The sequence below is a fragment of the Nocardioides sp. genome (assembly GCF_047606145.1).
In the GTDB taxonomy this organism is placed as follows: Bacteria; Actinomycetota; Actinomycetes; order Propionibacteriales; family Nocardioidaceae; genus Nocardioides.
In genome coordinates this window covers 1-21,446 of record NZ_JASGET010000129.1, presented here as the reverse complement: position 1 = coordinate 21,446, position 21,446 = coordinate 1, and the positions used below count along the sequence as shown (strand labels likewise).

Annotated in this window: 14 protein-coding genes and 1 pseudogene; 11 read left to right on the top strand and 4 right to left on the bottom strand. The window is 67.6% G+C overall.

Annotation, left to right across the window (positions count from 1 at the left end):
• The first annotated feature begins 138 nt into the window (after positions 1-138).
• From QM638_RS17030 to QM638_RS16990, 9 genes and pseudogenes are all read left to right on the top strand, one after another.
• A complete protein-coding gene (locus QM638_RS17030; RefSeq protein WP_415143795.1) occupies positions 139-2,163 on the top strand; it encodes an ABC transporter permease subunit in 2,025 nt (674 codons plus the stop codon).
• Positions 2,164-2,518: 355 nt separating this feature from the next.
• Positions 2,519-4,120 (top strand): ABC transporter substrate-binding protein, encoded by a 1,602-nt coding sequence (locus QM638_RS17025; protein WP_415143794.1) that lies wholly within the window; start codon positions 2,519-2,521, stop codon positions 4,118-4,120.
• A 45-nt stretch (positions 4,121-4,165) separates the two neighbouring features.
• Positions 4,166-5,473, top strand: a complete 1,308-nt coding sequence (locus QM638_RS17020) for an NtaA/DmoA family FMN-dependent monooxygenase (protein WP_415143792.1) — start codon at positions 4,166-4,168, stop codon at positions 5,471-5,473.
• A 179-nt stretch (positions 5,474-5,652) separates the two neighbouring features.
• Positions 5,653-6,604: pseudogene (locus QM638_RS17015) on the top strand (IS481 family transposase).
• 272 nt (positions 6,605-6,876) lie between these two features.
• Complete coding sequence (locus QM638_RS17010) at positions 6,877-7,959, top strand: IS110 family transposase (RefSeq protein ID WP_415143790.1); 1,083 nt, start codon at positions 6,877-6,879, stop codon at positions 7,957-7,959.
• Positions 7,960-8,521: 562 nt separating this feature from the next.
• A complete protein-coding gene (locus QM638_RS17005) occupies positions 8,522-9,829 on the top strand; it encodes an NtaA/DmoA family FMN-dependent monooxygenase (protein ID WP_415143788.1) in 1,308 nt (435 codons plus the stop codon).
• 33 nt (positions 9,830-9,862) lie between these two features.
• Positions 9,863-11,185, top strand: a complete 1,323-nt coding sequence (locus QM638_RS17000) for an NtaA/DmoA family FMN-dependent monooxygenase (RefSeq protein WP_415143787.1) — start codon at positions 9,863-9,865, stop codon at positions 11,183-11,185.
• A 44-nt stretch (positions 11,186-11,229) separates the two neighbouring features.
• Positions 11,230-12,525 carry an NtaA/DmoA family FMN-dependent monooxygenase gene (locus tag QM638_RS16995; protein WP_415143785.1) on the top strand — a complete coding sequence of 432 codons (1,296 nt, stop codon included), beginning with the start codon at positions 11,230-11,232 and terminating at the stop codon, positions 12,523-12,525.
• Positions 12,526-12,622: 97 nt separating this feature from the next.
• Positions 12,623-13,843, top strand: coding sequence for an MFS transporter (locus tag QM638_RS16990; RefSeq protein ID WP_415143783.1), 1,221 nt, complete (start codon positions 12,623-12,625; stop codon positions 13,841-13,843).
• A gap of 450 nt (positions 13,844-14,293) precedes the next feature.
• Here the strand turns inward: QM638_RS16990 and QM638_RS16985 are convergent, their stop codons facing one another.
• The 4 genes from QM638_RS16985 to mce form a co-directional block, all read right to left on the bottom strand.
• Positions 14,294-15,526, bottom strand: coding sequence for an AI-2E family transporter (locus QM638_RS16985; RefSeq protein WP_415143782.1), 1,233 nt, complete (start codon positions 15,524-15,526; stop codon positions 14,294-14,296).
• On the bottom strand, positions 15,523-16,815 hold the full coding sequence (locus QM638_RS16980; RefSeq protein ID WP_415143780.1) for a hypothetical protein: 1,293 nt from the start codon (positions 16,813-16,815) through the stop codon (positions 15,523-15,525). The genes QM638_RS16985 and QM638_RS16980 overlap by 4 nt, the downstream gene beginning before the upstream one ends.
• Positions 16,816-16,976: 161 nt before the next feature.
• Positions 16,977-18,317, bottom strand: coding sequence for a crotonyl-CoA carboxylase/reductase (gene ccrA, locus QM638_RS16975; protein ID WP_415143779.1), 1,341 nt, complete (start codon positions 18,315-18,317; stop codon positions 16,977-16,979).
• Between the two features lie 155 nt (positions 18,318-18,472).
• Complete coding sequence (gene mce, locus QM638_RS16970; RefSeq protein WP_415143777.1) at positions 18,473-18,934, bottom strand: methylmalonyl-CoA epimerase; 462 nt, start codon at positions 18,932-18,934, stop codon at positions 18,473-18,475.
• A 136-nt stretch (positions 18,935-19,070) separates the two neighbouring features.
• On the opposite strand from mce, the gene QM638_RS16965 reads away from it, so the two are divergent.
• The gene (locus QM638_RS16965; protein WP_415143775.1) at positions 19,071-20,255 is read left to right on the top strand and encodes an acetyl-CoA C-acetyltransferase; all 1,185 of its coding nucleotides are present in this window, start codon (positions 19,071-19,073) and stop codon (positions 20,253-20,255) included.
• Positions 20,245-21,240 (top strand): methylmalonyl Co-A mutase-associated GTPase MeaB, encoded by a 996-nt coding sequence (meaB, locus tag QM638_RS16960; RefSeq protein ID WP_415143773.1) that lies wholly within the window; start codon positions 20,245-20,247, stop codon positions 21,238-21,240. The genes QM638_RS16965 and meaB overlap by 11 nt, the downstream gene beginning before the upstream one ends.
• The last annotated feature ends 206 nt before the right edge of the window (positions 21,241-21,446 follow it).

Sequence of the window (21,446 nt, the reverse complement as noted above, 5' to 3'; positions counted from 1 at the left end):
GTGGGCGTCCGTCACTCCGAGTTCCCCTCCTGCCTCCAGCTGAAGGAGCAAACCGTGGTTGCCGTCGAAGCCACTGATCTGACGACTCCCCCTGCAGCGAAGCCTCAACGTGCGCCTCGCCAGCACCTAGTGCTGTCGATGGTCGCCCGGCGCCTGCTCTTGATGATCCCGACGCTCTTCGGGATCGTCACCCTGACCTTCATCCTCACCCACGCGCTCGGTGGCAACCCGGCACGGCAGATCGCGGGTCAGGCCTCGGACCCGGCGACGATTGCGAAGATCAGTCACGAGTACGGCTTCGACCGGCCTCTGATCGTGCAGTACGGCTCCTATCTCAAGGGTCTGCTCCACGGTGATCTCGGCGTCTCCACCGTCACCGACGAGTCCGTCCTGCACGACCTGGCGGTACGGTTCCCCGCGACCCTGGAGTTGGTCGCTCTCTCCCTTGCTCTCGCCACTTTGATCGGTGTTCCGCTGGGGGCGTACGCAGCACGGACAAAGCTGCGAGGCGCCCAACGTGGAATCCAGATCTACACCTTCATCGCGCTCGCGGTTCCGGACTTCTGGCTCGCTCTGATCGCGATCTACCTCCTCTACTTCCGCTGGGGGGTGCTGCCCTCACCGACCGGGCAGATCGATACCAACGGGGTCGTGCCCGCCGATGTCACCGGAGCGACGCTGATCGATGCCCTCCTCAGCGGTAGCCCCGCGGCGATGGGCAATGCTCTCAGCCACGCCATCTTGCCGGTATGTGTCCTCGGGGTGTTGCTCTGCGCACCGATCACCCGGCTCATGCGGAGTGCCACGCTGGCGGCGATCGAGTCGGACTTCATCCGGTTCGGGACCTCGGTCGGACTCGGCCGTCGCCGCCTCCGACGGTACGCCGTCCGGGCGGCGATTCCGACGATCATCACCTTCCTGGGAACGCTCTTCACCCTGATGCTCGGCGGCGCGGTGCTGATCGAGTCTGTCTTCAGCTGGGGCGGTGCGGCGCAGTATGCCGCTACCGCGATCCAACGGAACGACTTCGCCGCCACCCAGGGCTTCGTCCTGGTCAGCGGCTTCATGGCGATGGTCGCCTTCCTGATCGTCGACCTCGTTCAGATCAAACTCGACCCGCGGATCCGTGCCGCCGCCGTTCCGTGGTCATGGCGTTCAATCGTGATCTGGCGAGCCCGCCGAGCCGCGCGGCCCGCGGAGTCCCCGGTGGAATTGGTCGCGCCGGAGAGCACGGCCCCGGCTGGCGGGCCGAGGACTCGTCTCGCCGGGATCAGAGAGGCCTGGTCGCTGACCAAGGAGGTCGTCTCCCAGGTCCGTCCCTGGCGCTGGCCGACCGCGATGTGGCGTTCGATTCGGACCGGCAACGCGGCTCTCCTGACCGGTGGCGGCATCATTCTGGTGATGGTCCTCGCGGCCTTCCTGGTCCCGCTGATTTGGCCGTACGGCGCTACCGCGCCGGACGTCAACGGCATGTTGAGCGCGCCGAGTTGGTCCCACCCGTTCGGTACCGACTCCACCGGTTTCGATATCTTCATCCGGGTCATCGTCGCTGCCCGGACCGACCTGTGGATCGCGGCGGCCGGGATCGGCCTCTCCGCGATCGTGGGCACCGGGATCGGTCTCGTGGCCGGCTACTCCCGCAGCAGGTATTTCGACGGTGTCGTGATGCGGATCTGCGACATGATTCAGGCGTTCCCGGTCCTCATCGTCGCGATCGCGCTGGTCGCCTTCGCCGGAAACAGCCTGGTCAACGTCGTCTGGGCGCTGATGTTCATCAACATCCCGATCTTCCTCCGCCTCACCCGTTCCCAGGTCCTCACGGTCCGTGAGCTCCGCTATGTCGAGGCGGCCCACGCGATGGGCTACTCCCGGGTGCGGATCCTGGTCCGCCACGTCCTGCCGAACGTGACCGGTCCTACCGTGGTCCAGATCGGCATCCAACTCGGCTACGCCCTGCTCACGGTCGCCGGCCTCGCCTTCCTGGGCGTCGGTGTCCAGGCGCCGACGCCGGAGTGGGGATCGATGATCCTGACTGGCACCGAGACGATCACCACCGGGCAGTGGTGGGCGGTGACCTTCCCGGGCCTGGCGATCCTGGTAGCGGTCGCGGCGTTCAACCTGCTGGCTGACGGCATCGAGCGACAGCGGGACATCTATCGCTGAGCCTCCTTCTGACGGCGCCCGCGGGAGGGGATCGCGAGTCTCGTCCGTATCGGTCGATATGTGACAGGCCGATCCACTCAACGTGCACTCGAAAATATGCGGAAGTCTTTTTCTTGGCGGTGCAGTCGTGGCGAAATTGAAAAGCAACATCGAGCGTGATCAAAATTCACTGAATCTACGTACAATGTGATCAAACTCCGCACCGCAACGATTCTCTGTTTCGGAACCTACCCTCGCGGTCACAGTAAGAGAGATAAGAGTCATGACACAGAATTCTGGAACGCAGCACGCCATGCTTCGGCCCAATGCAGAGGAACAGCGACTGGCCTCGGCGGCGTTCACCCGCCGTAGCCTCATGAGGGGCGCGGGCGGTGCCCTCGCTTTCGGCGGGCTCGCCAATTTCCTGTCCGCCTGCGGCACCGGGACGACCGCCCCTTCCGGCGGCTCCTCCGGCACCGCGATCGACTCCTTGGTCGTTGCCTCCTCCCTGGCCGGTACGGTCTTCGACCCGAATCTCTCGGCGACTGCACTGACCGTCTGGCCGGTCCTCTACGACTCGCTCTTCGACACCTCCACCCCACCCAAGCTGGCGGACGCGACGGCCTACCTGAAGGACTTCGATCCGAAGCCGGCCCTGGCGACCACGTGGGAGGCGAGTGAGGACCAGCTCGAGTGGACTCTCACCCTCAACACCGCCATCACCAGTCCGCACGGCAACAAGTTCAGCTCGGCTGACGTGCTCTGGTCCTTCGAGCGGAACCTGGACATGAAGTGGTACTCCGGGATCTTCCTCAACCGAATCGGCATCACCGACATCAAACAGGTCACGGCACCGGATGCCAAGACGATCAAGCTCTCCCTGCCGCAGGTCGTAGCCCGCAACTACTTCCTCCAGCTCCTTGGTAGCTTCGTGGTCCCGATCTACGACTCCGTCGAGGCCAAGAAGCACGCCACCTCGACGGACAAGTGGGCCTCGGACTGGATCAGCAAGAACGCCTGCGGCTTCGGGCCGTACACCCTCAAGTCGGTCAACAGCGACGGTTCGGCGGTGGAGTTCGAGGCCAACCCCCACTACTGGGGGGAGAAGCCCTTCGACACGGTCACTTGGCGCCAGACCACGGAGTCCAACACGCAGCTCCAGATGCTGCTCAAGGGCAAGGCCCACATCATCGACGCGCTCTCCCCAACCCAGGTGCAGGCGGTGGAGTCCAGCTCGGCTGCGAAGGTGACCTCGGTGACGACCACCGGCTTCGTCTTCATCGGCTTCGACAACTCCAAGGCACCCTTCAAGGACGTCGCGCTCCACCAGGGGATCGCGTACGCCTTGCCCTTCGATGAGATCGTCTCGAGCGTCTACAAAGGCCAGGCCACGGCGATGAAGAGCGTCATCTCGAGCTTCCTCCAAGGCGCCACCGATGAGTATTGGAACTACACCCAGGATCTCGACAAGGCGACGTCGCTCCTCGCTCCCTACGCCGGCGAGTCGATCACGCTGCAGTACAAGTCGGGTGACAACTCGCTCAAGACGATCGCCATCCTGATCCAGTCCTCTCTCAAGGCGGTCGGCCTCAACATCCAGCTCGAGGCGATGGACCCCAACAGCTTCCAGACCAAGCTCACCGCGGCGGAGCTGACCATGTGGCTGGACAATCAGTCCACACCCTTGGTCCCCGATTCGCTCTACGCGCTACAGCTGCTCTTCCCGAGCGAGCCGACCCAGGTGCTGATCCACTATTCCAACAGCATCGTGGACAAGGCGATCGCGGGCCTGGCCACTGCAAAGACCACGGAGGAGCAGAACGCCTTCATCAAGCAGGCTCAGAAGGTCCTGGTGGAGGAGTTGCCGATCGTCCCCTTGGCGCAGTTGCCCTACATCAGCCCGACTGCCGAGGCGATCACCAACATCAGGGGCCACGGCGCCAGCTTCATGTGGATCAAGGACCTGGAGACCACGTGATCACCACCTGGAGGGGCGTACGACGGGGCTCGGGAAGAGAGCAGCATGGCGCCTAAGAAGATGCACCTCGGCTGGTTCATGAATTTCAGCCGATCCACCGCATGGACCGGCCCCTGGGTGCTGGAGAGCGAGGCGCGTGAGTGGATGAACGGCGATTTCCACACCGACTGGGTCCGCTCTATGGAGCGAGCCTGCTTCGACTACGCGATGCTCGAGGACTCCTCGATGGTCTCCGACGGCTACGGGGGCTCGATGGAGATCGACCTCAAGCACTCGTTGTACGCGCCCAAGGGTGACCCGCTCAGCATTGCGCCGATCCTGGCCAAGGCGACGTCGCACATCGGGATCATCTCGACCGCCTCGACCTCGTTCTACCCGCCGTTCCTGCTGGCCCGTTCGATCGCCACGATCGACCATATCTCGCAGGGTAGGGCAGGCTGGAACATCGTCACCTCCAGTGAGGACCGTGCGGCCCAGAACTTCGGTCTGGACCATCTCTACGAGCACGACCTGCGCTACGAGAGGGCCGATGAGTTCGTGGAGGTGGTAGAGAAGCTCTGGTCCTCCTGGGACCCCGACGCGGTCGTGATGGATCGCGAGCGCGGCGTCTACGTGGACCACACCAAGGTCCGTCCGGTCCATCATCACGGGCGCTTCTTCGACGTACGAGGGCCGCTCAACGTGCCGCGGCCGCCGTCGGGCAGGCCAGTCTACTGTCAGGCCGGCGGTTCCCCTCGGGGCCGGGAATTCGCCGCCCGGCACGCCGACACGGTCATCTCGGCTTCGCAGGGAGTCGCCGACATGCGGGAGTTCCGCGACGACATCCGTCAGCGGGCCAAGGCCGCTGGCCGCGAACCGGACGCGATCAAGGTCATGTTCATCACCACGCCCGTGCTGGGCAGCTCCCAGAAGGAGGCCGAGGAGCGCTGGGAGCAGATGCTCCACCCGAGCCAGGCCGGCGTCGAGGTGGCGTTGGGGCACATGGGCGCGCTGACCGAGATCGACTTCACCGACCTCGACCTCGACCGGCCTTTCCCGGTTCTCCAGACGAACGGCCACCGAACGACTCTGGAGAAGTTCCTCGGTCTGGGTTCCACTCCACGCGAGGCAGCCGGGCGCTGGGCGGTCCGCTACACCCATCCCACCTTCGTCGGCACTCCCGACAAGGTCGCCGCAGCGATGGTTGAGATCTTCGACGAGGTCGGGGGAGACGGCTTTCTGATCGCGGCTGGCGGCTCCCGGCGCGGGATCACCGAGATCACCGATGGTCTTGTCGGCGCGCTCCAGCGGCTGGGTCGCGCCCGTACCGCGTACGACAGCGACACGCTGCGCGGGAACCTGACCGCCTTCTGACCTCGCGGGGTCTTTCGTGGCCGAGCCGGGAAGGCGGGACCTCCATGTCCAGATCGGCCGACCTAGGTGTACTGACCACGGACGTTAGGTACGGCGTGCCGGCTGGACGATGACGAAGACCTCCGAGTGAGGTGTGGAGCAACCACGCAACCACACCCTGCTCACAACGGAGGTCTTCGTTGTCCCACGCTAACGCCTGTCTGACTCCGGCCGGTCGGCTACGTCTGGCTCAGCTCATCGTCGACCAGGGCTGGCCGCTGCGCCGAGCTGCGGACCGATGGAACTGCTCGGTGACCACCGCCCGACGCTGGGCCGATCGCTACCGCGCTCATGGCCGGGCAGGCATGGTCGACCGGTCCTCGCGGCCGCACGCCAGCCCACGACGCACTCCTGCCCGGCTCGAACGTCGCGTGCTGGGGCTGCGGGTCACGCGCCGCTGGGGATCGGCCCGGATCGCCTACCATCTGCGTGCCCAGGGGCTGGCGCCCTCGACGGTGCACAAGATCCTGCATCGCTACGGCTGCCCACCCCTGGCCTGGACCGACCCCGGCACCGGGGTGCGGATCAAGTGGGGCCCGGCGCAAGGTCCACTCCTATGTCCACGAGGCCCCCGGCGACCTGGTCCACGTCGACATCAAGAAGCTCGGCCGCATCCCCGACGGCGGCGGACACAAGGTCCTGGGTCGTGCTGGGGGCAAGCGCAACCGTCGCCGCGGGATGGGCTACTGGTACATCCACAACGCCGTCGATGACTGCTCCCGGCTGGCCTACAGTGAGCTGCTCACCGATGAGCGCAAGGAGACCGCGGCCGGCTTATGGCTACGCGCCAATGCTTACTTCAACTCCGTGGGCATCACCGTGGCACGCGTGCTGACCGACAACGGCTCCTGCTACCGCTCCCGCGACTTTGCCGCCGCCCTCGGCCAGATCACGCACAAGCGCACCCGGCCCTACCGACCTCAGACCAATGGCAAGGTGGAGAGATTCAACAGGACCATGCTCGAGGAATGGGCCTACGCCCGCCCCTACGGCTCAGAAGCCCAACGCGCAGACCTCTTCACCAACTGGGTCCACACCTACAATCACTGTGAGTCTTCGGGTGGCCGGTCTGGGACTGGCTGGCAGGGTTAGCGGCGGTCGCTTCGCCCTGGGTCGTGACTCATACAATCACTCGCCCCGATGGGTGCGTTTCGGTGGACTTGTCCGGCTCATGGCGGGCGGCCGACGCTGACCCGGCTCCACCTCGGTGACTTGATCAGAAGACTGCCCGTCCCCGCCGCTCGACGTGTCAAACGGCGGGTCGTGGCTCATCACAGTGCTGCCCCGAAGTGACTTCCATCCAGGCCGGCGCCGGCCGTGTCGGCGGCCGGATCTGTCCCTCGCCTGGAAGGAAGCCCGCCACCGTGACCATCGTCGCGCATGCACACCCGTTCGTCATCGGAGTGGACACCCACGCCCGCACTCACACCCTCGCCCTCCTGGTCGCCGGGACCGGCGAGCTGATCGCCACCGAGCAGTTCCCGACCACCGATGCCGGCCTGAATCGGGCGATCGCCTGGGCAGCACGCCGCACCGGCGGCGACCTCGACACTCTGTGGGTTATCGAAGGCATCGCCACCTACGGCGCCCGCCTAGCGTCGACGGTGACCCGAGCCGGTTACGAGATCGTCGAGGCTGCTCGGATGGACGCACGAGCCCATCGCGACACAGGCAAGTCCGACCCCTTGGACGCCCGCAGGATCGCTGCCGCAGTGTTGTCACTCGAACCTGACCAGCTGCGTCGCCCACGAAGCGACGACGGCATCCGTGCCGCGCTGCGCACTCTGGTCACAGCCCGCGAGCACATGACGACCGAACGCACCGCCACCGTCAACGCGCTCACAGCGCTGCTGCGCGCGACCGCCCTGAGTATCGATGCCCGCAAGCCGCTGACCACGAGTCAGATCGGCGAGGTCGCCCGCTGGCGCACGCGCAGCGAAGACCTTGCAATCCTCACCGCTCGCGCCGAGGCAGTCCGGCTAGCCAAGCGAGTGATCGCACTTAACGACGAGCTCGCGGTCAACCACGCACAAATGGCCAGCCTCATCCGCGCAAGCAAAGCCGCCGTACTGCTGGACAGGACCGGCATCGGCCCAGTTACCGTCGCGGTGGTCTACACCGCCTGGTCACACGCCGGTCGGGTCCGTTCTGAAGCAGCATTCGCTGCCCTGGCCGGCGTCAATCCGATCCCAGCCTCGTCCGGCAACACCACTCGTCACCGGCTCAGCCGAGGCGGTGACCGGCGGCTCAACCGAGCACTGCACATGGCAGTGGTCACGCGCATGACGCACGACCCCGACACCCGCGCCTACGTCGAACGGCGCCGCGCCGAAGGGCGCACCACCAAGGAGATACGACGCTGCCTCAAGCGCTACCTCGCCCGCCAGCTCTACCGAGCCCTCGAGACACTCCACGCTGCGCCTGACCTCGATCCGCAGACCGCTTGACGAAACATAGAAGAGTCCACCGTGGCCACACCGCGCTCGGCGGCAAGTCACCAGCCGACCTCGTGCCCAACCTGCGTGGACAGAACACCTAGCGCCGCGGCGCCGAAGTCGGTGGGCGCTTCGCGCCCACCTGGCACGCACGCCGTCGGGCCGCACGTCGGCGTTCACCGGGGAGGACCGAGGTGGCCGGCGAGCCGGATGCTGCGACGACGAGTCGCTCTGCTCGCCCCGTGGCGTCGTTGCTGGCCGGTGAGCTCGCGATCGGTGCGTACATCCCCGAGGGAACGCCGATATCTCGATTACTCGGCCGATCGTTGTCTCCGCCGTGCCGGCGGTGCCCAGAACCGACTGTGCCGCAATCCGGCGCAACGTCCATTTAACTCCCGCCCGGCTCTGCATCGGTGCAGGTCAGGACGGTGCGGGAGCGGCGCGTCGCGGCCACTCGGCGGCGAAATCGGCGGGACATCGTGGCGTGCTGGATATGCAATCTCGGCCGGACTGACTAGGGCGCGTCAACTCAAGGGCGGTTCGGGTCGAACCGAAGAATTGAAAGGCAGACGACGTGGGCAAGAAGTTTCATCTCGGATGGTTCACCAATTTCGCCCCGCCGATCTGGGAGGACACCTTCAGCGGAGATATCGGCAGCACCTGGGCCGATGGCCAGTTCTACGTCGATTTCGCTCGGGCCCTTGAGCGTGCTCGCTTCGACTACATGATGCTCGAGGACTCCTCGATGGTCTCGGATGCGTTCGAGGGCACCTCGCGTGCCGACCTCAAGCATCACCTCTACGCCCCCAAACACGACCCGTTGGCGCTCGCCCCCCTCCTCGCGGCGGCGACGACCCGGCTCGGCATTGTCGCCACCGCGTCGACCAGCTTCTATCCGCCGTTCCAGCTTGCTCGCGCCATGTCGACGCTCGACCACCTCTCCCGTGGGCGGATCGGGTGGAACATCGTCACCTCGAGTGAGGACCGCGCGGCGCAGAATTACGGATTGGACACGCTCTACGAGCACGATGCGCGTTACGACCGAGCGGATGAGTTCGTCGAGGTCGTCGAGAAGCTCTGGTCCTCGTGGGAGCCTGACGCGTTGATCATGGATCGTGAGACCGGCCAGTACGTCGACCACAACAAGGTCCACAGGATCGACCACAAGGGTCAGTTCTACTCCGTCCGAGGGCCGCTGAACACGCTCCCGTCGCCGCAGGGCAAGCCGGTGTTCTGCCAGGCCGGCGGAAGTCCGCGGGGCCGTCAGTTCGCCTCCGAGCACGCCGACACGATGATCACCCAGTCGCGGGGCAGGGAGCGGATGAAGGCGTATCGGGACGATATCCGCCAGCGCGTGGAGTTTGCCGGGCGGAACCCCGACAGCCTGAAGATGCTCTTCATCGTCAGCCCGGTCATCGCCGAGACCGACGCCGAGGCTCAGGAGACCGCCGCCGCGGCGGCCGCGCGGCGGGAGACGAACGTCGAGAAGGCTCTGGCGCACATGAGCGCCCTGACCGAGGTCGACTTCTCCACATTCGACCTTGACGCCCCGCTCCCCGAGGGGATCGAGACCAACGGCCACCGCACCACCCTGAAGGAGTTCATCCGTCTCGGCGAGAACGGGACCAAGACACTGCGCGAGATCGCGGCGGGCTGGAACATCAACGCAGTGGATCTGATCGGATCGGTCGAGAACGTCGCGGACCAGATGGGTGAGGTGATGGAGCATGTGGGCGGCGACGGTTTCCTGATCTCGGGTCCGATGACGCGTAACTACATCAACGAGATCTGTGACGGTCTGATCCCGGCTCTCCAGCGCCGCGGTCTGACCCGCACCTCTTACGAGCACGAGTACTTCCGCGACAACCTGTTGGCGTTCTGATGGCGCCCCGAGACCCCGGGCGGGTGCGCTGAGATGGCGCTTCCTCGGATGCGGCTCTGCTGGTTCATCAACTACCTGGTCCCCGGGTGGAATGTCCCTTGGTCGGGCAACACCGGTGCCGACTGGATGAACGGCGACTTCTTCGTCGATATGGCGCGTTCACTCGACCGCGCCGGCTTCGATGCCATGATGCTGGAGGACGGCGTCCATCTCTCCGACGCTTACGGCGGCGACTTCCAGGCCACGTTGAAGCACACTGTCGCCGGGCCGAAGCAGGACCCGCTGCCGCTGATCCCCGTCCTCGCAGCGGCGACCAAACGACTGGGCTTCATCGCCACGATGAACTCGACCTTCTACCAACCGTTCCTCCTGGCACGGCTGGTGACGACCCTGGACCACCTCACCGGTGGCCGGGTGGGCTGGAATGTCGTGACCGGCACCAGCGACCAGGCTGCTCAGAACTTCGGGATGGATCAGCTCCCCGACCACGACGAGCGTTATCTCATCGCGGAGGAGATGGTCGAGGTCGTCAAGAAGCTCTGGAGCTCCTGGGATCGGGACGCCGTCGTCCTCGACAGGGTCAATGGGGTCTTCGTCGACCACACCAGAGTCCACCCGATCGATCACCACGGGCGCTTCTTCGATGTCCGCGGCCCGCTCAACGCGCTGCCACCGATCCAGGACCTGCCCCCGATCTTCCAGGCAGGTGGCAGCCCGACCGGCCGGGAGTTCGCGGCCAGGTCGGCCGATGTCATCGTCTCCTCGGCGAAGGGGATCGCGGAGATGAAGGACTACCGCCGTGAGATCCGTCGCCGTGCGGAACTCAACCGACGCGATCCCGACGAGGTCAAGATCCTCTTCATGATCTCCCCATTCCTGGAGGAGACCGACGCCGTGGCGCGGCGACGTCGTGCCGAGCGGCGAGCGGTCACCGATCATCACGCCGAGCGGCGTCTGCTGATGATGAGCGACTCGGTCGACTTCAAGCATTTCCCGCTCGACCGCCCCTTTCCCGACCACGTCGACTCCACCAACGGCAGCCAGTCAATCCTCGAGTCGTTCCGCAAATGGGCCGGTGACCTCCCGCTCCGCGAGGCCGCTTGTCGCGACGAGTTCGAAGCGCTACCGCTGGCCGGGACGCCCGCGACCGTTGCGGACCAGATGCAGCACGCGTACGAGGAGGTCGGCGGCGATGGCTTCCTGATCTTCGCCGGTGGCGGCGGCATGATCACCCGGCGCTACATCGACCAGGTCTGCGAGGGGCTCGTTCCCGAACTGCGTCGCCGTGGTCTCGTCTGGGACCGGGTCCCGGATCTCCCCTTGAACCAGCGACTCCGCATCGATGACGTCGCCTAACCGACCGCGCTCGCCGCTCGCGAGTGCCGACCCCCGGAGGACTGATGAGTGCATCCCCGTTCCACCTCGGCGTCTTCACGTCGTTCACCCGCGGTGGCTTCGCCGGCCGCTGGTCCGGATCGGACACCCACCTATGGCCGACCGGCGAGTTCCACATCGAGATGGCGAAGGCGCTCGAGCGAGCCTGCTTCGACTACGTCATGTACGAGGACTCGCTGATGGTCTCCGATGTCTACGCAGGATCGCACAACACCAACCTGAAGTGGGGCTCGCATGGTCCGAAGCACGACCCGCTCTCGCTGGTGCCGGTGGTCGCCCGCGAGACGAAGAACATCGGGTTGATCGCCACCGCATCCACCTCGTTCTACCCGCCCTACATGCTGGCGCGGACACTTGCGACCCTGTCCTATCTCTCGGATGGGCGGACCGGTTGGAACATCGTGACCTCGAGCGAGGACCGGGCGGCACAGAACTTCGGCATCGACAAGCTGCCGGCCCACGACGACCGCTACGACGTCGCGGACGAGTACGTCGAGGTGGTCAACAGGCTGCTCTCCTCCTGGGAGCCGGACGCGGTGGTCCTCGACCGAGAGACCAACACCTACGTCGACGGCAACAAGGTCCACGCGATCGACTTCGAGGGGAAGTACTTCCGCTCCCGGGGCCCGCTCAACACACTGCCACCGCTGGGCGGGAAGCCGGTCTATTGCCAGGCCGGTTCGTCGCCGCGCGGGCGTCGCTTCGGCGGCACGAACGCAGACACGGTCCTTGCCTCGATGACCGGCGTGGGAGAGATGAAGCGCTACCGCGAGGATGTCCGCTCCTACGCCGCCGAGGCCGGACGCAACCCCGACGATCTCAAGATGCTCTTCATCATTCGGCCCTTCATCGCCGACAGCAAGGAGCAGGCACTGGAGATGAAGGAGCGCGGTAAGGAGCCGCTGGAAGCGTTGCTGTGCACGCTCTCGGTCCTCACCGAGATCGACTTCTCCCGCTATGACGTCGATGCTCCGCTGGACCAGGAGATGCGGACCAATGGCCACGCCGGCTATCTCGATCGCTTCATCAAGACGGGGCAAGGCGGTCAGACACTCCGTGAGGTCGCCGACGGGTTCTCGATCTCCTGCCTCGACCTCTACGGCACACCAGACGCGATCGCCGGCCAGATGGAGGAGGCGATGGAGGAGGTGGGTGGTGACGGTTTCCTCTTCACTGGTCTCAGCAACCGGCGCTCCATCATCGAGTTGACAGAAGGCCTCGTGCCCGAGTTGCAGCGGCGCGGGCTTTCTCGCACCGAGTACACCGGTGGGACCCTCCGCGACAACCTGATGGCGTTTTGATCCTGATCCTCCTCGCGCTCTGACCGCCCACCCGCTCTCCGCGGGGCCAACGACCCACGAGGCCGGCCCCGCGGCCCCACGCCCGGAAGCACCCGTCATGAACATGCGAATGTTGGCCATTGTCGCGGCGATCACGGCGTTTGCGCCGTTGTCGATGGATCTCTATCTTCCGGGTCTTCCTGATCTCGAGGCGGATCTGGATGCTTCTGGCGCGGCGGCTCATGCCACGGTGACAGCGTGTATCGCTGGGTTGGCCTTGGGACAGTTGGTCTCGGGGCTGTCGTCACCGGGACGGAAGCGGAGGCCGTCGTTGCTGGTCGCGATGTCGGTGTGGGTGACGGTGACGGTGTTGTGTGCGTTCGCTCAGAACATCTGGGTGGTGGCCGGTCTCCGGGTCGCGCAGGGCCTGGCTGCCGGGGTCTCGATCGCGTTGGCGCGGACGGTGATCGCGGATCTGGACCCGGAGAATCTGACGCGGCATCTGTCGCGACTGATGGTGGTGTTGGCCTCCGTGCCGATCCTGGCTCCAGTGTTGGGTGGGGTGGCGCTGGCGGTGACCGATTGGCGTGGCCTCTTCCTGACGTTGGCGGCCCTGGGGCTGATGTTGACGGTGATCGTGGCGCGCAATCTGCCGGAGTCGCGGCCAGCGGTTCCGATGGAGGTCGCGGGGACGTCGGGGATACGAGGAGCGTTGCCGTTGTTGGGCAGTGCCCGGTTCCTGATGCCGGCGACGGTCAGCGGCGTGGGCTTCGGAGTGCTGTTCGCCTATATCGGGGTTTCGGCGTTCATCTTCCGGGACCACTTCGGTCTCTCCGCGATCGGATATGGGATCGTCTTCGCGGTCAATGCTGCGGCGATGATCGTGGGGTTCCAGATGGCGCCGCTGTTGCAGCGGTGGATCGGGACGCGCCGGGCGATGCTGACCGGTGCGTCGGTGGGGGCGGTGGGCGCGCTGGCGATGTTGCTGGCCTCGGTGGTATCTCCCGATGCGCTGATTCCGGCGTGTGCCTTGTTGACAGTCGTGTTGTGGGCGGCTGGGATCGTGGTGCCATTGGCTTCTTCGGAGGCCATCGTGGCCTCGCGGACCCGGGCTGCGGCCACGTCGGGGGTTGCGGGTGCGATGCAGTTCGCGATCGGTGGGGCGCTCGGGACGTTGCCGGATCTGTTGCCGGGGCGAGGTGCCGTGCCGTTGGCGGCCGTGGGGTTGATCTGCCTGCTGGTCTGTGTGGCCCTGGTGACGCGGACCCGGGCGATCGGGGCACCTGCGGTCGAGGGCGAGGAGGTGACCGCTGCTGCGATCGTCATCACCGAGTCCTGATCACGACTGCCGTCGTGATCAGGTGGGTCAGGCTTCCGGTCCGCGGTCGCATCGGCCCGCACGCGACCGCATCGGTGTGAGCGGTATCCATCTGACGGCTCAGCTCCGCAGCGTCGATCGGTCCCTCGGCGCCGAGAAGGCGGTCCTTTGCGTCCACATCGACGACCGCAGCCCAGACGCTGTGGCGCTCGGGTCCTGCTGGGAGCCGAACTCGAGGTTGGCGGCGGGAAAGTCCCGGGCCAGCCGGGCCCTCTGCCACCGCCGACGAGGTGCCTGTGGAGGACGCCCATCGGTCTTCGATGCCGGACGTTGCAGAGACCCGAGCCCGCCGCGTACGGCATCAACCTCGTCGGGACACCGGCTCGGCTTCGCCACCATCCGAATCGCGATCATCGACCGCTGGCCTCGACGACCTTCGTCACCGGGCCTGGTCCGAAGCGCTCCGCAGACTCAGCGTTGGTCCTGGGCCCGGACAAAGACCTCGCGCACGATCATCAGGATCGCCGCGGCGGTCGGGATGGCCAGCAACGCGCCGACCACTCCCAGCAGCGAGGCACCGATCAGTGCCGCGATCACCGTGACCAGGCCCGGTACGTCGACCGAGCGAGCCATCACCCGCGGGTAGATCGCGTAGTTCTCCAGCTGCTGGTAGATGACGTAGAAGATCACCGCGATGAGACCGGTCTTGAGATCGGTGCTGGCGAAGGTGATGAGGCAGACGATCACCGCCCCGATGGTCGCGCCGATCATCGGGATCACATCGGTCAGCATGACCACGAAGCCCAGGGCGACGGCGTAGTCGCTCATCCCGATCGCGAACAGGAAGATCACCGAGCTCACCCCGGCGCACACGGCCACGATGAAGGCGCCCGAGACGTACCCGCCGATGCTGTCGAAGATCCGATCGCCGAGCTTCGCGACCCGGGCCCGGCGAGAGGCCGGGGCGAGGCTGTAGATCGCGTGCTTGGTCTTGTCGAAGGAGGCGGTGAAGTACAGCGTGAGCACGATGATCACGAAGGCGTTCACCAGGAATCCGAGCACCGCGAGCCCGACGCCGAGGACGCCGCCGAACAGCGAGCTCACGAAGCTGCCGCCGGTGACGTAGCTCTGGATCTTGTCGAGGATGTGGTACTCGTCGTCGAGGTTCTGCACCCACTGGTTGTTCTCGAGCTGGTTGAACCAGGTCGGCACGTTGTCGCTGATCCGCTGCACCTGGTCACTGATCACCGGGACCAGCGCGACCACGAAGAGGGCCAGTCCGGCTAGCACCGCGAGGATCACCACGATGACGGCGAAGCCGCGTCGCATGCCGCGCCGCTCCAGTGCCACCACCATCGGATTGATCCCGGCGGCGATGAACAGCGACACCACCACCTGGACGATGACGCTGCTGATCGAGTAGACGATGCTGCCGATCGCGAACGCGGTGAGCAGGCCGAGCCCGGCCAGTACGCCCCAGACGAAGGGAGCGCGCCGGGAGAACGGCGGACCCGGTACGCCGAGCGGCGGCTCGTCGACCTCGTCGCTGCTCGCGTCCTCCTGGGTGTCCTCCCGGGTGTCCGCGGGCTCCTGGGCGTCCGCGGTGGTCTCGGTGTCGTCTTCGGCGGAGTCCCGCCGTACCGCCGGATCGGGTGGGCCGGGCTCCGAGCGCCCGTGTCCCTCGGCGGCGTCGGACTCCGTCACGCGCCGTCCTTGTCGGCCTGCTCCTCGGTGCTGTCGGTGCTCTCCGCGTCGGCGGCGTCGGTGCTGTCCTCGCTGTCTTCGCTGTCTTCGCTGTCGGCGTCGGTCGCGGCGGGGACCTCCTCGGCCTGCTCGTCCTCGGTCTTGCCGAACCCGGCGACGAGGTCGGTGAGCGAGGAGAGCTGGACCGCGATCGCGTCGCGGCGCTTGCTGAGCCGGCCGAGCTCGGCGGTGACCGCCGCCCGGGCCCGCTCGGCCTCGAGCGTCGCCGTGGCGCCGAGGTGCTCGGCCTCGGCGCGCGCCTTCGCCAGGATCGCCTCGGCGTCCCGCTTGGCCCGGGAGAGCAGGCTCTCGGCCTCTTGCTGCGCCTCCAGCCGCTGGGCCGCGACCTGCTGCCCGGCGACGCGGGCCCGCTCCTCGGCGGCGGTGGCACGATTCTCCGCCTCCTCGACCAGACGCCTGGTCTCGGCCAGTGACGACTCGTGGTGGTCGGCCGCCTCGCGGGCCAGTCGCTCCTTCTCGACGGCCAGCATCCGGCGGGCCTCCTGGACCTCGCGGTCGGCACCGGCGCGTGCCTTCTCCACCTCGCGCTGGGTGGCGGTACGCAGTTCGGTGGTCTCCTGCTGGGCCGCCAACCGCAGCTGGTCGGCCCCGCGCTTGGCGCCGGCGATGTGGTCCTCGGCCTCGGCGCGCGCCAACGACCGAGTCTGCTCCGCCTCGGCCATCACCTTGGCGCGGTGCTCGTCCATCTCGCTGTAGTGCGAGCTGCGCAGCGACTCGATCTCGCGCTGGGCGGCGGCCTTCGCGGCGGCCACCTCACGCTGGGCCTGCTCGCGGATCGCCGCCGCCTCCTTCTCCGCCGACTCCTTGACCGCGGCGGCCTCCTCCTCGGCGAGCCGCAGCATCGCGCTGGCCCGCCCGCCCAGGCTGGCGTACGTGGGGCTCTTGGTGTCGGCCAGCTCGGCGCGCAGGTCGGTCACTTGCTGCTCGAGCTCCGAGATCCGGCGCTGTGCCGCGTTCACGGCGGTGGAGGCGGCCGAGTGTGCGCTGGTCAGCTGCTGGATCCGCGCGTCGACCGCGGCGGTGTCGTAGCCGCCGCGCCGGACGGTCGGCAGCGGGCTGGTCGACATGGCCGGCGGTGCGCTGGTCGGCCCGGTCGCCGTACTCCCGGGTGCCGCTCGGCCCTCGCGTCCGGGCACCCGTGGCAGTGCCTGAGTCTTCTCGCCATCCGCGCTGCCGGCGGTGGTGCCTTTCGGCTCGTCGTCGAAGATGGACAGACCCTGGTTGCTCATGGTGCGGCGGCTTCCTGTTCCTGTTGTCGGTGGGCTCGACGTGCTCTCAGCTGCTCGCTCCAAGCGTCCCACACCTGGCCCGCCAACGCCTGCCTCCACCAGCGATATCGGCTGGGTGTTCGCTGTGTTCTTGCCCGCGGCGGCTCGCGGGCGGTGGCGCGCTACACGCCGCGGAAGCGGTTGATGGCGTCGAGGTGCTGGGCACGCAGTTCGGGGTCGCGGACGCCGAGCCCCTCCTGCGGGGCCAGGCACAGGACGCCGACCTTGCCCTGGTGCAGGTTCTGGTGGACGTCGAGCGCGGCCTGGCCGACCTCGGCGAGGGGATAGCTGCGCGACAGGGTGGGGTGGATCCTGCCCTTGGCGATGAGTCGGTTGGCCTCCCAGGACTCGCGGTAGTTGGCGAAGTGGGAGGAGATGATGCGCTTGAGGTTCATCCACAGATAGCGGTTGTCGTACTCGTGCATGTAGCCGCTGGTGGAGGCGCAGGTGGTGATGGTGCCGCCCTTGCGGGTGACGAAGACGGAGGCGCCGAAGGTCTCCCGGCCGGGGTGCTCGAAGACGATGTCGATGTCCTCGCCGCCGGTCAGCTCGCGGATCCGCTTGCCCAGCCGCAGCCACTCCTTGGGGTTCTGGCTCGTCCCGTCCTCGTTCCAGAAGCGGTAGTCCTCCGCCCGGCGGTTGATGATGAGCTCGGCGCCCATCCGCCGACAGATCTCGGCCTTGTCCTCACTCGAGACCACGCAGACCGGGGTGGCGCCACCGTTGAGGGCGTACTGGGTGGCGAAACCGCCGAGGCCGCCGGAGGCGCCCCAGATCAGCACGTTGTCGCCCTGCTTCATGTCGCCGCCGTTGCGCGAGACCAGCTGCCGGTAGGCGGTGGAGTTGACCAGGCCGGGGGAGGCGGCCTCCTCCCAGGTCAGATGCGCCGGCTTGGGCATCAGCTGGTTGGCCTTGACCAGCGCCACCTCGGCGAGGCCGCCGAAGTTGGTCTCGAAGCCCCAGATCCGCTGTTCGGGGTCGAGCATGGTGTCGCTGTGACCGTCGGGACTCTCCAGTTCCACCGACAGGCAATGCGCGACCACCTCCTGGCCGGGCTGCCACAGGTGCACCCCCGGACCGGTGGCGAGCACCACGCCGGCCAGGTCCGAGCCGACGACGTGGTAGGGCAGGTCGTGTCGCTTGGCCAGCGGCGAGAGCCTGCCGTAGCGCTCCAGGAAGCCGAAGGTCGCGACCGGCTCGAAGATCGAGGTCCACACCGTGTTGTAGTTGATCGCCGAGGCCATCACCGCCACCAGTGCCTCGCCGGGGCCGAGCTCGGGCGTCGCGACGTCCTCGACGTGCAACGACCGTCGCGGATCCTTCTCCTTGGTGGCCATGCCCTCGAACATGTCGACCTCGTCCTTGTGGACCGTCGCCGCGCGGTAGTGGTCGGGGAGCGGCAGGGCGGCGAAGTCGTCGCTGCCGGACTCACCCGCGAGGATGGCGTCGAGGATCTGCTGCACGGTGGGCTCCTGATGACGGGGTCGGTGTCGCCGCTCTGGCACTGGGCGGGGGCTCTGGCCACCGGAGCCTACTGATCGGTAATCGGCGCCGGGGGTTCCTGTGACGGATGCCACCCCGGCCCGGGACCGGTGTCGCTCAGAGGTTCCGCGACCTCTCAGTGCGGTGCGGGCTGGACGAGCTCGACCAGGACGCCGCCGGCGTCCTTGGGGTGGATGAAGTTGATCCTGGAGTCGGCGGTGCCGCGTCGCGGGGCGTCGTAGAGCAGGCGTACGCCGCGCTCGCGCAGGGTCGCGCAGACCTGCTCGACGTCGGCGACCCGGTAGGCGAGCTGCTGCATGCCGGGCCCGTTGCGGTCCAGGAACTTCGCGATGGTGGAGTCCTCGTCCAGCGGCGCGAGCAGCTGGATCCGGTTGCCGTCGACGCCGGGATCGCCGACCGCGATCATCGCCTCCTCGACACCCTGCTCGGTGTTGGTCTCGCGGTGCACCAGCTGCATGCCGAAGGTCCGGGCGTAGAACGCGATGGCCGCGTCCAGGTCCGCGACGGCGATGCCGACGTGGTCGATCCGGGAGAACAGCGGCGCGAGTGCGGCATTGGTCGGGTCGAGTGCGGTCATGGCCCCACTGTGGCGCGGGCCGGGAAGCGGTGCGAGGGTGTGTGACGATGGGCACAGTCGCCGCCGACCACTGTCCCTGCCACCGTGAGTGGGCGATGGTTAGGCTCGCTGACACGCGCATTCTCTTGGAGGCATCATGTCCGGAACCGTCATCGTGGCCGGGGCACGCACCCCGATCGGTCGCCTGCTGGGTGGCCTGAAGTCGCTCTCCGCCGCCGATCTCGGCGGCGTCGCTGTCAAGGGGGCCCTGCAGAAGGCGGGAGTCGCCGCCGATCAGGTCGACTACCTGATCATGGGGCAGGTCATCCAGGCCGGCGCCGGCCAGAACCCGGCCCGCAGCGCCGGCATCGCGGCGGGGCTGCCGATGGACGTGCCGTCGATCACGATCAACAAGGTCTGTCTGTCCGGACTCAACGCCATCGCCACCGCCGACGCGCTGATCAACGCCGGCGAGTGCGAGATCGTCGTCGCCGGTGGCATGGAGTCGATGACCAACGCCCCGCATCTGCTGCCGAAGTCCCGCGAGGGGTTCAAGTACGGCGACACCGCGCTGGTCGACTCGATGGCCTACGACGCTCTCTACGACCAGGTCACCAGCCAGGCCATGGGCGCGCTGACCGAGGACTACAACACCGCTCACACCCCGCTGTCCCGGACCGAGCAGGACACCTTCGCCGCGGAGAGCCACCAGAAGGCCGCCGCCGCGCAGAAGAACGGGCTCTTCGACGTCGAGATCGTGCCGGTGACCATCCCGCAGCGCCGGGGGGAGCCGATGGTCGTCTCCGCCGACGAGGGGGTGCGGCCGGACACCACGCCCGAGTCGCTGGCCAAGCTGCCTGCGGCGTTCCGCAAGGACGGCACCATCACCGCGGGCTCGGCCTCCCAGATCTCCGACGGGGCTTGCGCGGTGGTGGTGATGAGCAAGGCGAAGGCCGAGGAGCTGGGGCTGGACTGGCTGGCCGAGATCGGTGCCCACGGCATGGTCGCCGGACCCGACACGACGCTGCAGGAGCAGCCGGCCAACGCGACCGCCGCGGCGCTCGCCAAGGAGGGGCTGAGCGCCGCCGACCTCGACCTGGTCGAGTTCAACGAGGCGTTCGCCGCGGTCGGCATCGAGTCCAGTCGCAAGCTCGGCCTGGATCCGTCGATCGTCAACGTCAACGGCGGCGCCATCGCGCTGGGTCACCCGGTGGGGATGTCCGGGGCCCGGGTGGTGCTCACCCTCGCCCACGAGCTCAAGCGGCGCGGCGGTGGCGTCGGTGCCGCCGCACTGTGCGGCGGCGGTGGCCAGGGCGACGCTCTGATCGTGCGTGTCCCCTGACCCCACCGGGCCGGCGGAACTGGTCGGCCGGGCACGTGCCGGTGACGCCCGGGCGGTGGCCCGGCTGGTGTCCCTGGTCGAGAACGCTCCGGTCGGTGGCGGTGCCGGGCTCGGCCCGATCCTCGGAGCCCTCGCCGCCGAGGCGGCACGGGAGGGCTCGGCACATGTCGTCGGGCTGACCGGGGCACCGGGGGTCGGCAAGAGCACGATCACCTCCGCCCTGGTCGCCGAGCTGCGCGCTCGCGGTCGCCGGGTCGCGGTGCTGGCCGTCGACCCGTCCTCGCCGTTCTCCGGCGGTGCGCTGCTCGGCGACCGGATCAGGATGACCGAGCACGCCGGTGACCCGGGAGTCTTCATCCGTTCGATGGCCTCGCGCGGTCACCTGGGTGGGCTCGCCTGGGCGACGCCGCAGGTGCTACGAGTGCTGGCCTCGGTCGGCTTCGACGTGGTCGTGGTGGAGACCGTCGGAGTGGGCCAGTCCGAGGTGGAGATCGCCGCCCTCGCCGACTCCACGGTCGTCGTGCTCGCGCCCGGGATGGGCGATGGGATCCAGGCGGCCAAGGCCGGGATCTTGGAGGTCGGCGACCTGTACGTGGTCAACAAGGCCGACCGGGACGGCGCCGACCAGGTACGCCGCGACCTGCGCGGCATGCTCCGGCTCGCCGACCGGCCGGCCGGGTCCTGGCAGCCGGCGGTGCTCACCGCGGTGGCGCCATCCGGCACCGGGATCGGTGAGCTGGCCGAGGCCCTGGAGCGGCATCGGGGCTGGCTCACCGAGACCGGTGAGCTGGCGCGTCGGCTCCGGCGGCGAGCCCGGGAGGAGGTCGAGGCGTTGGCCACCGGGATGCTGCGCGCCCGCTGGGACGAGCGGGAGACGGGGCTCGGCGAGTTGGCCGACGCCGTACTCGCCGGTGAGCTGGACCCGTACGCCGCGGCCCGGTCGCTGGTGGAGCCGGGCACCGACCGGGATGAGTCGGCCGACTGAGTTCGGCTGAGTCTGGATTATCCGGATATTCCGGATACAGGGACGGACGCCGCATTCCACAGCCGGAGGTGGTCCAATGACCGCCATCATCCCCGCCCTTCGAGGAGACCACCGTGCAGGCACGTCCGGGCCGGGGACGGCTCCTTGCCGCGGGCATGAGCCTTGCCCTCGCGGCGGCGGCGCTGGCGACGGCGGCGCCCGCCTCG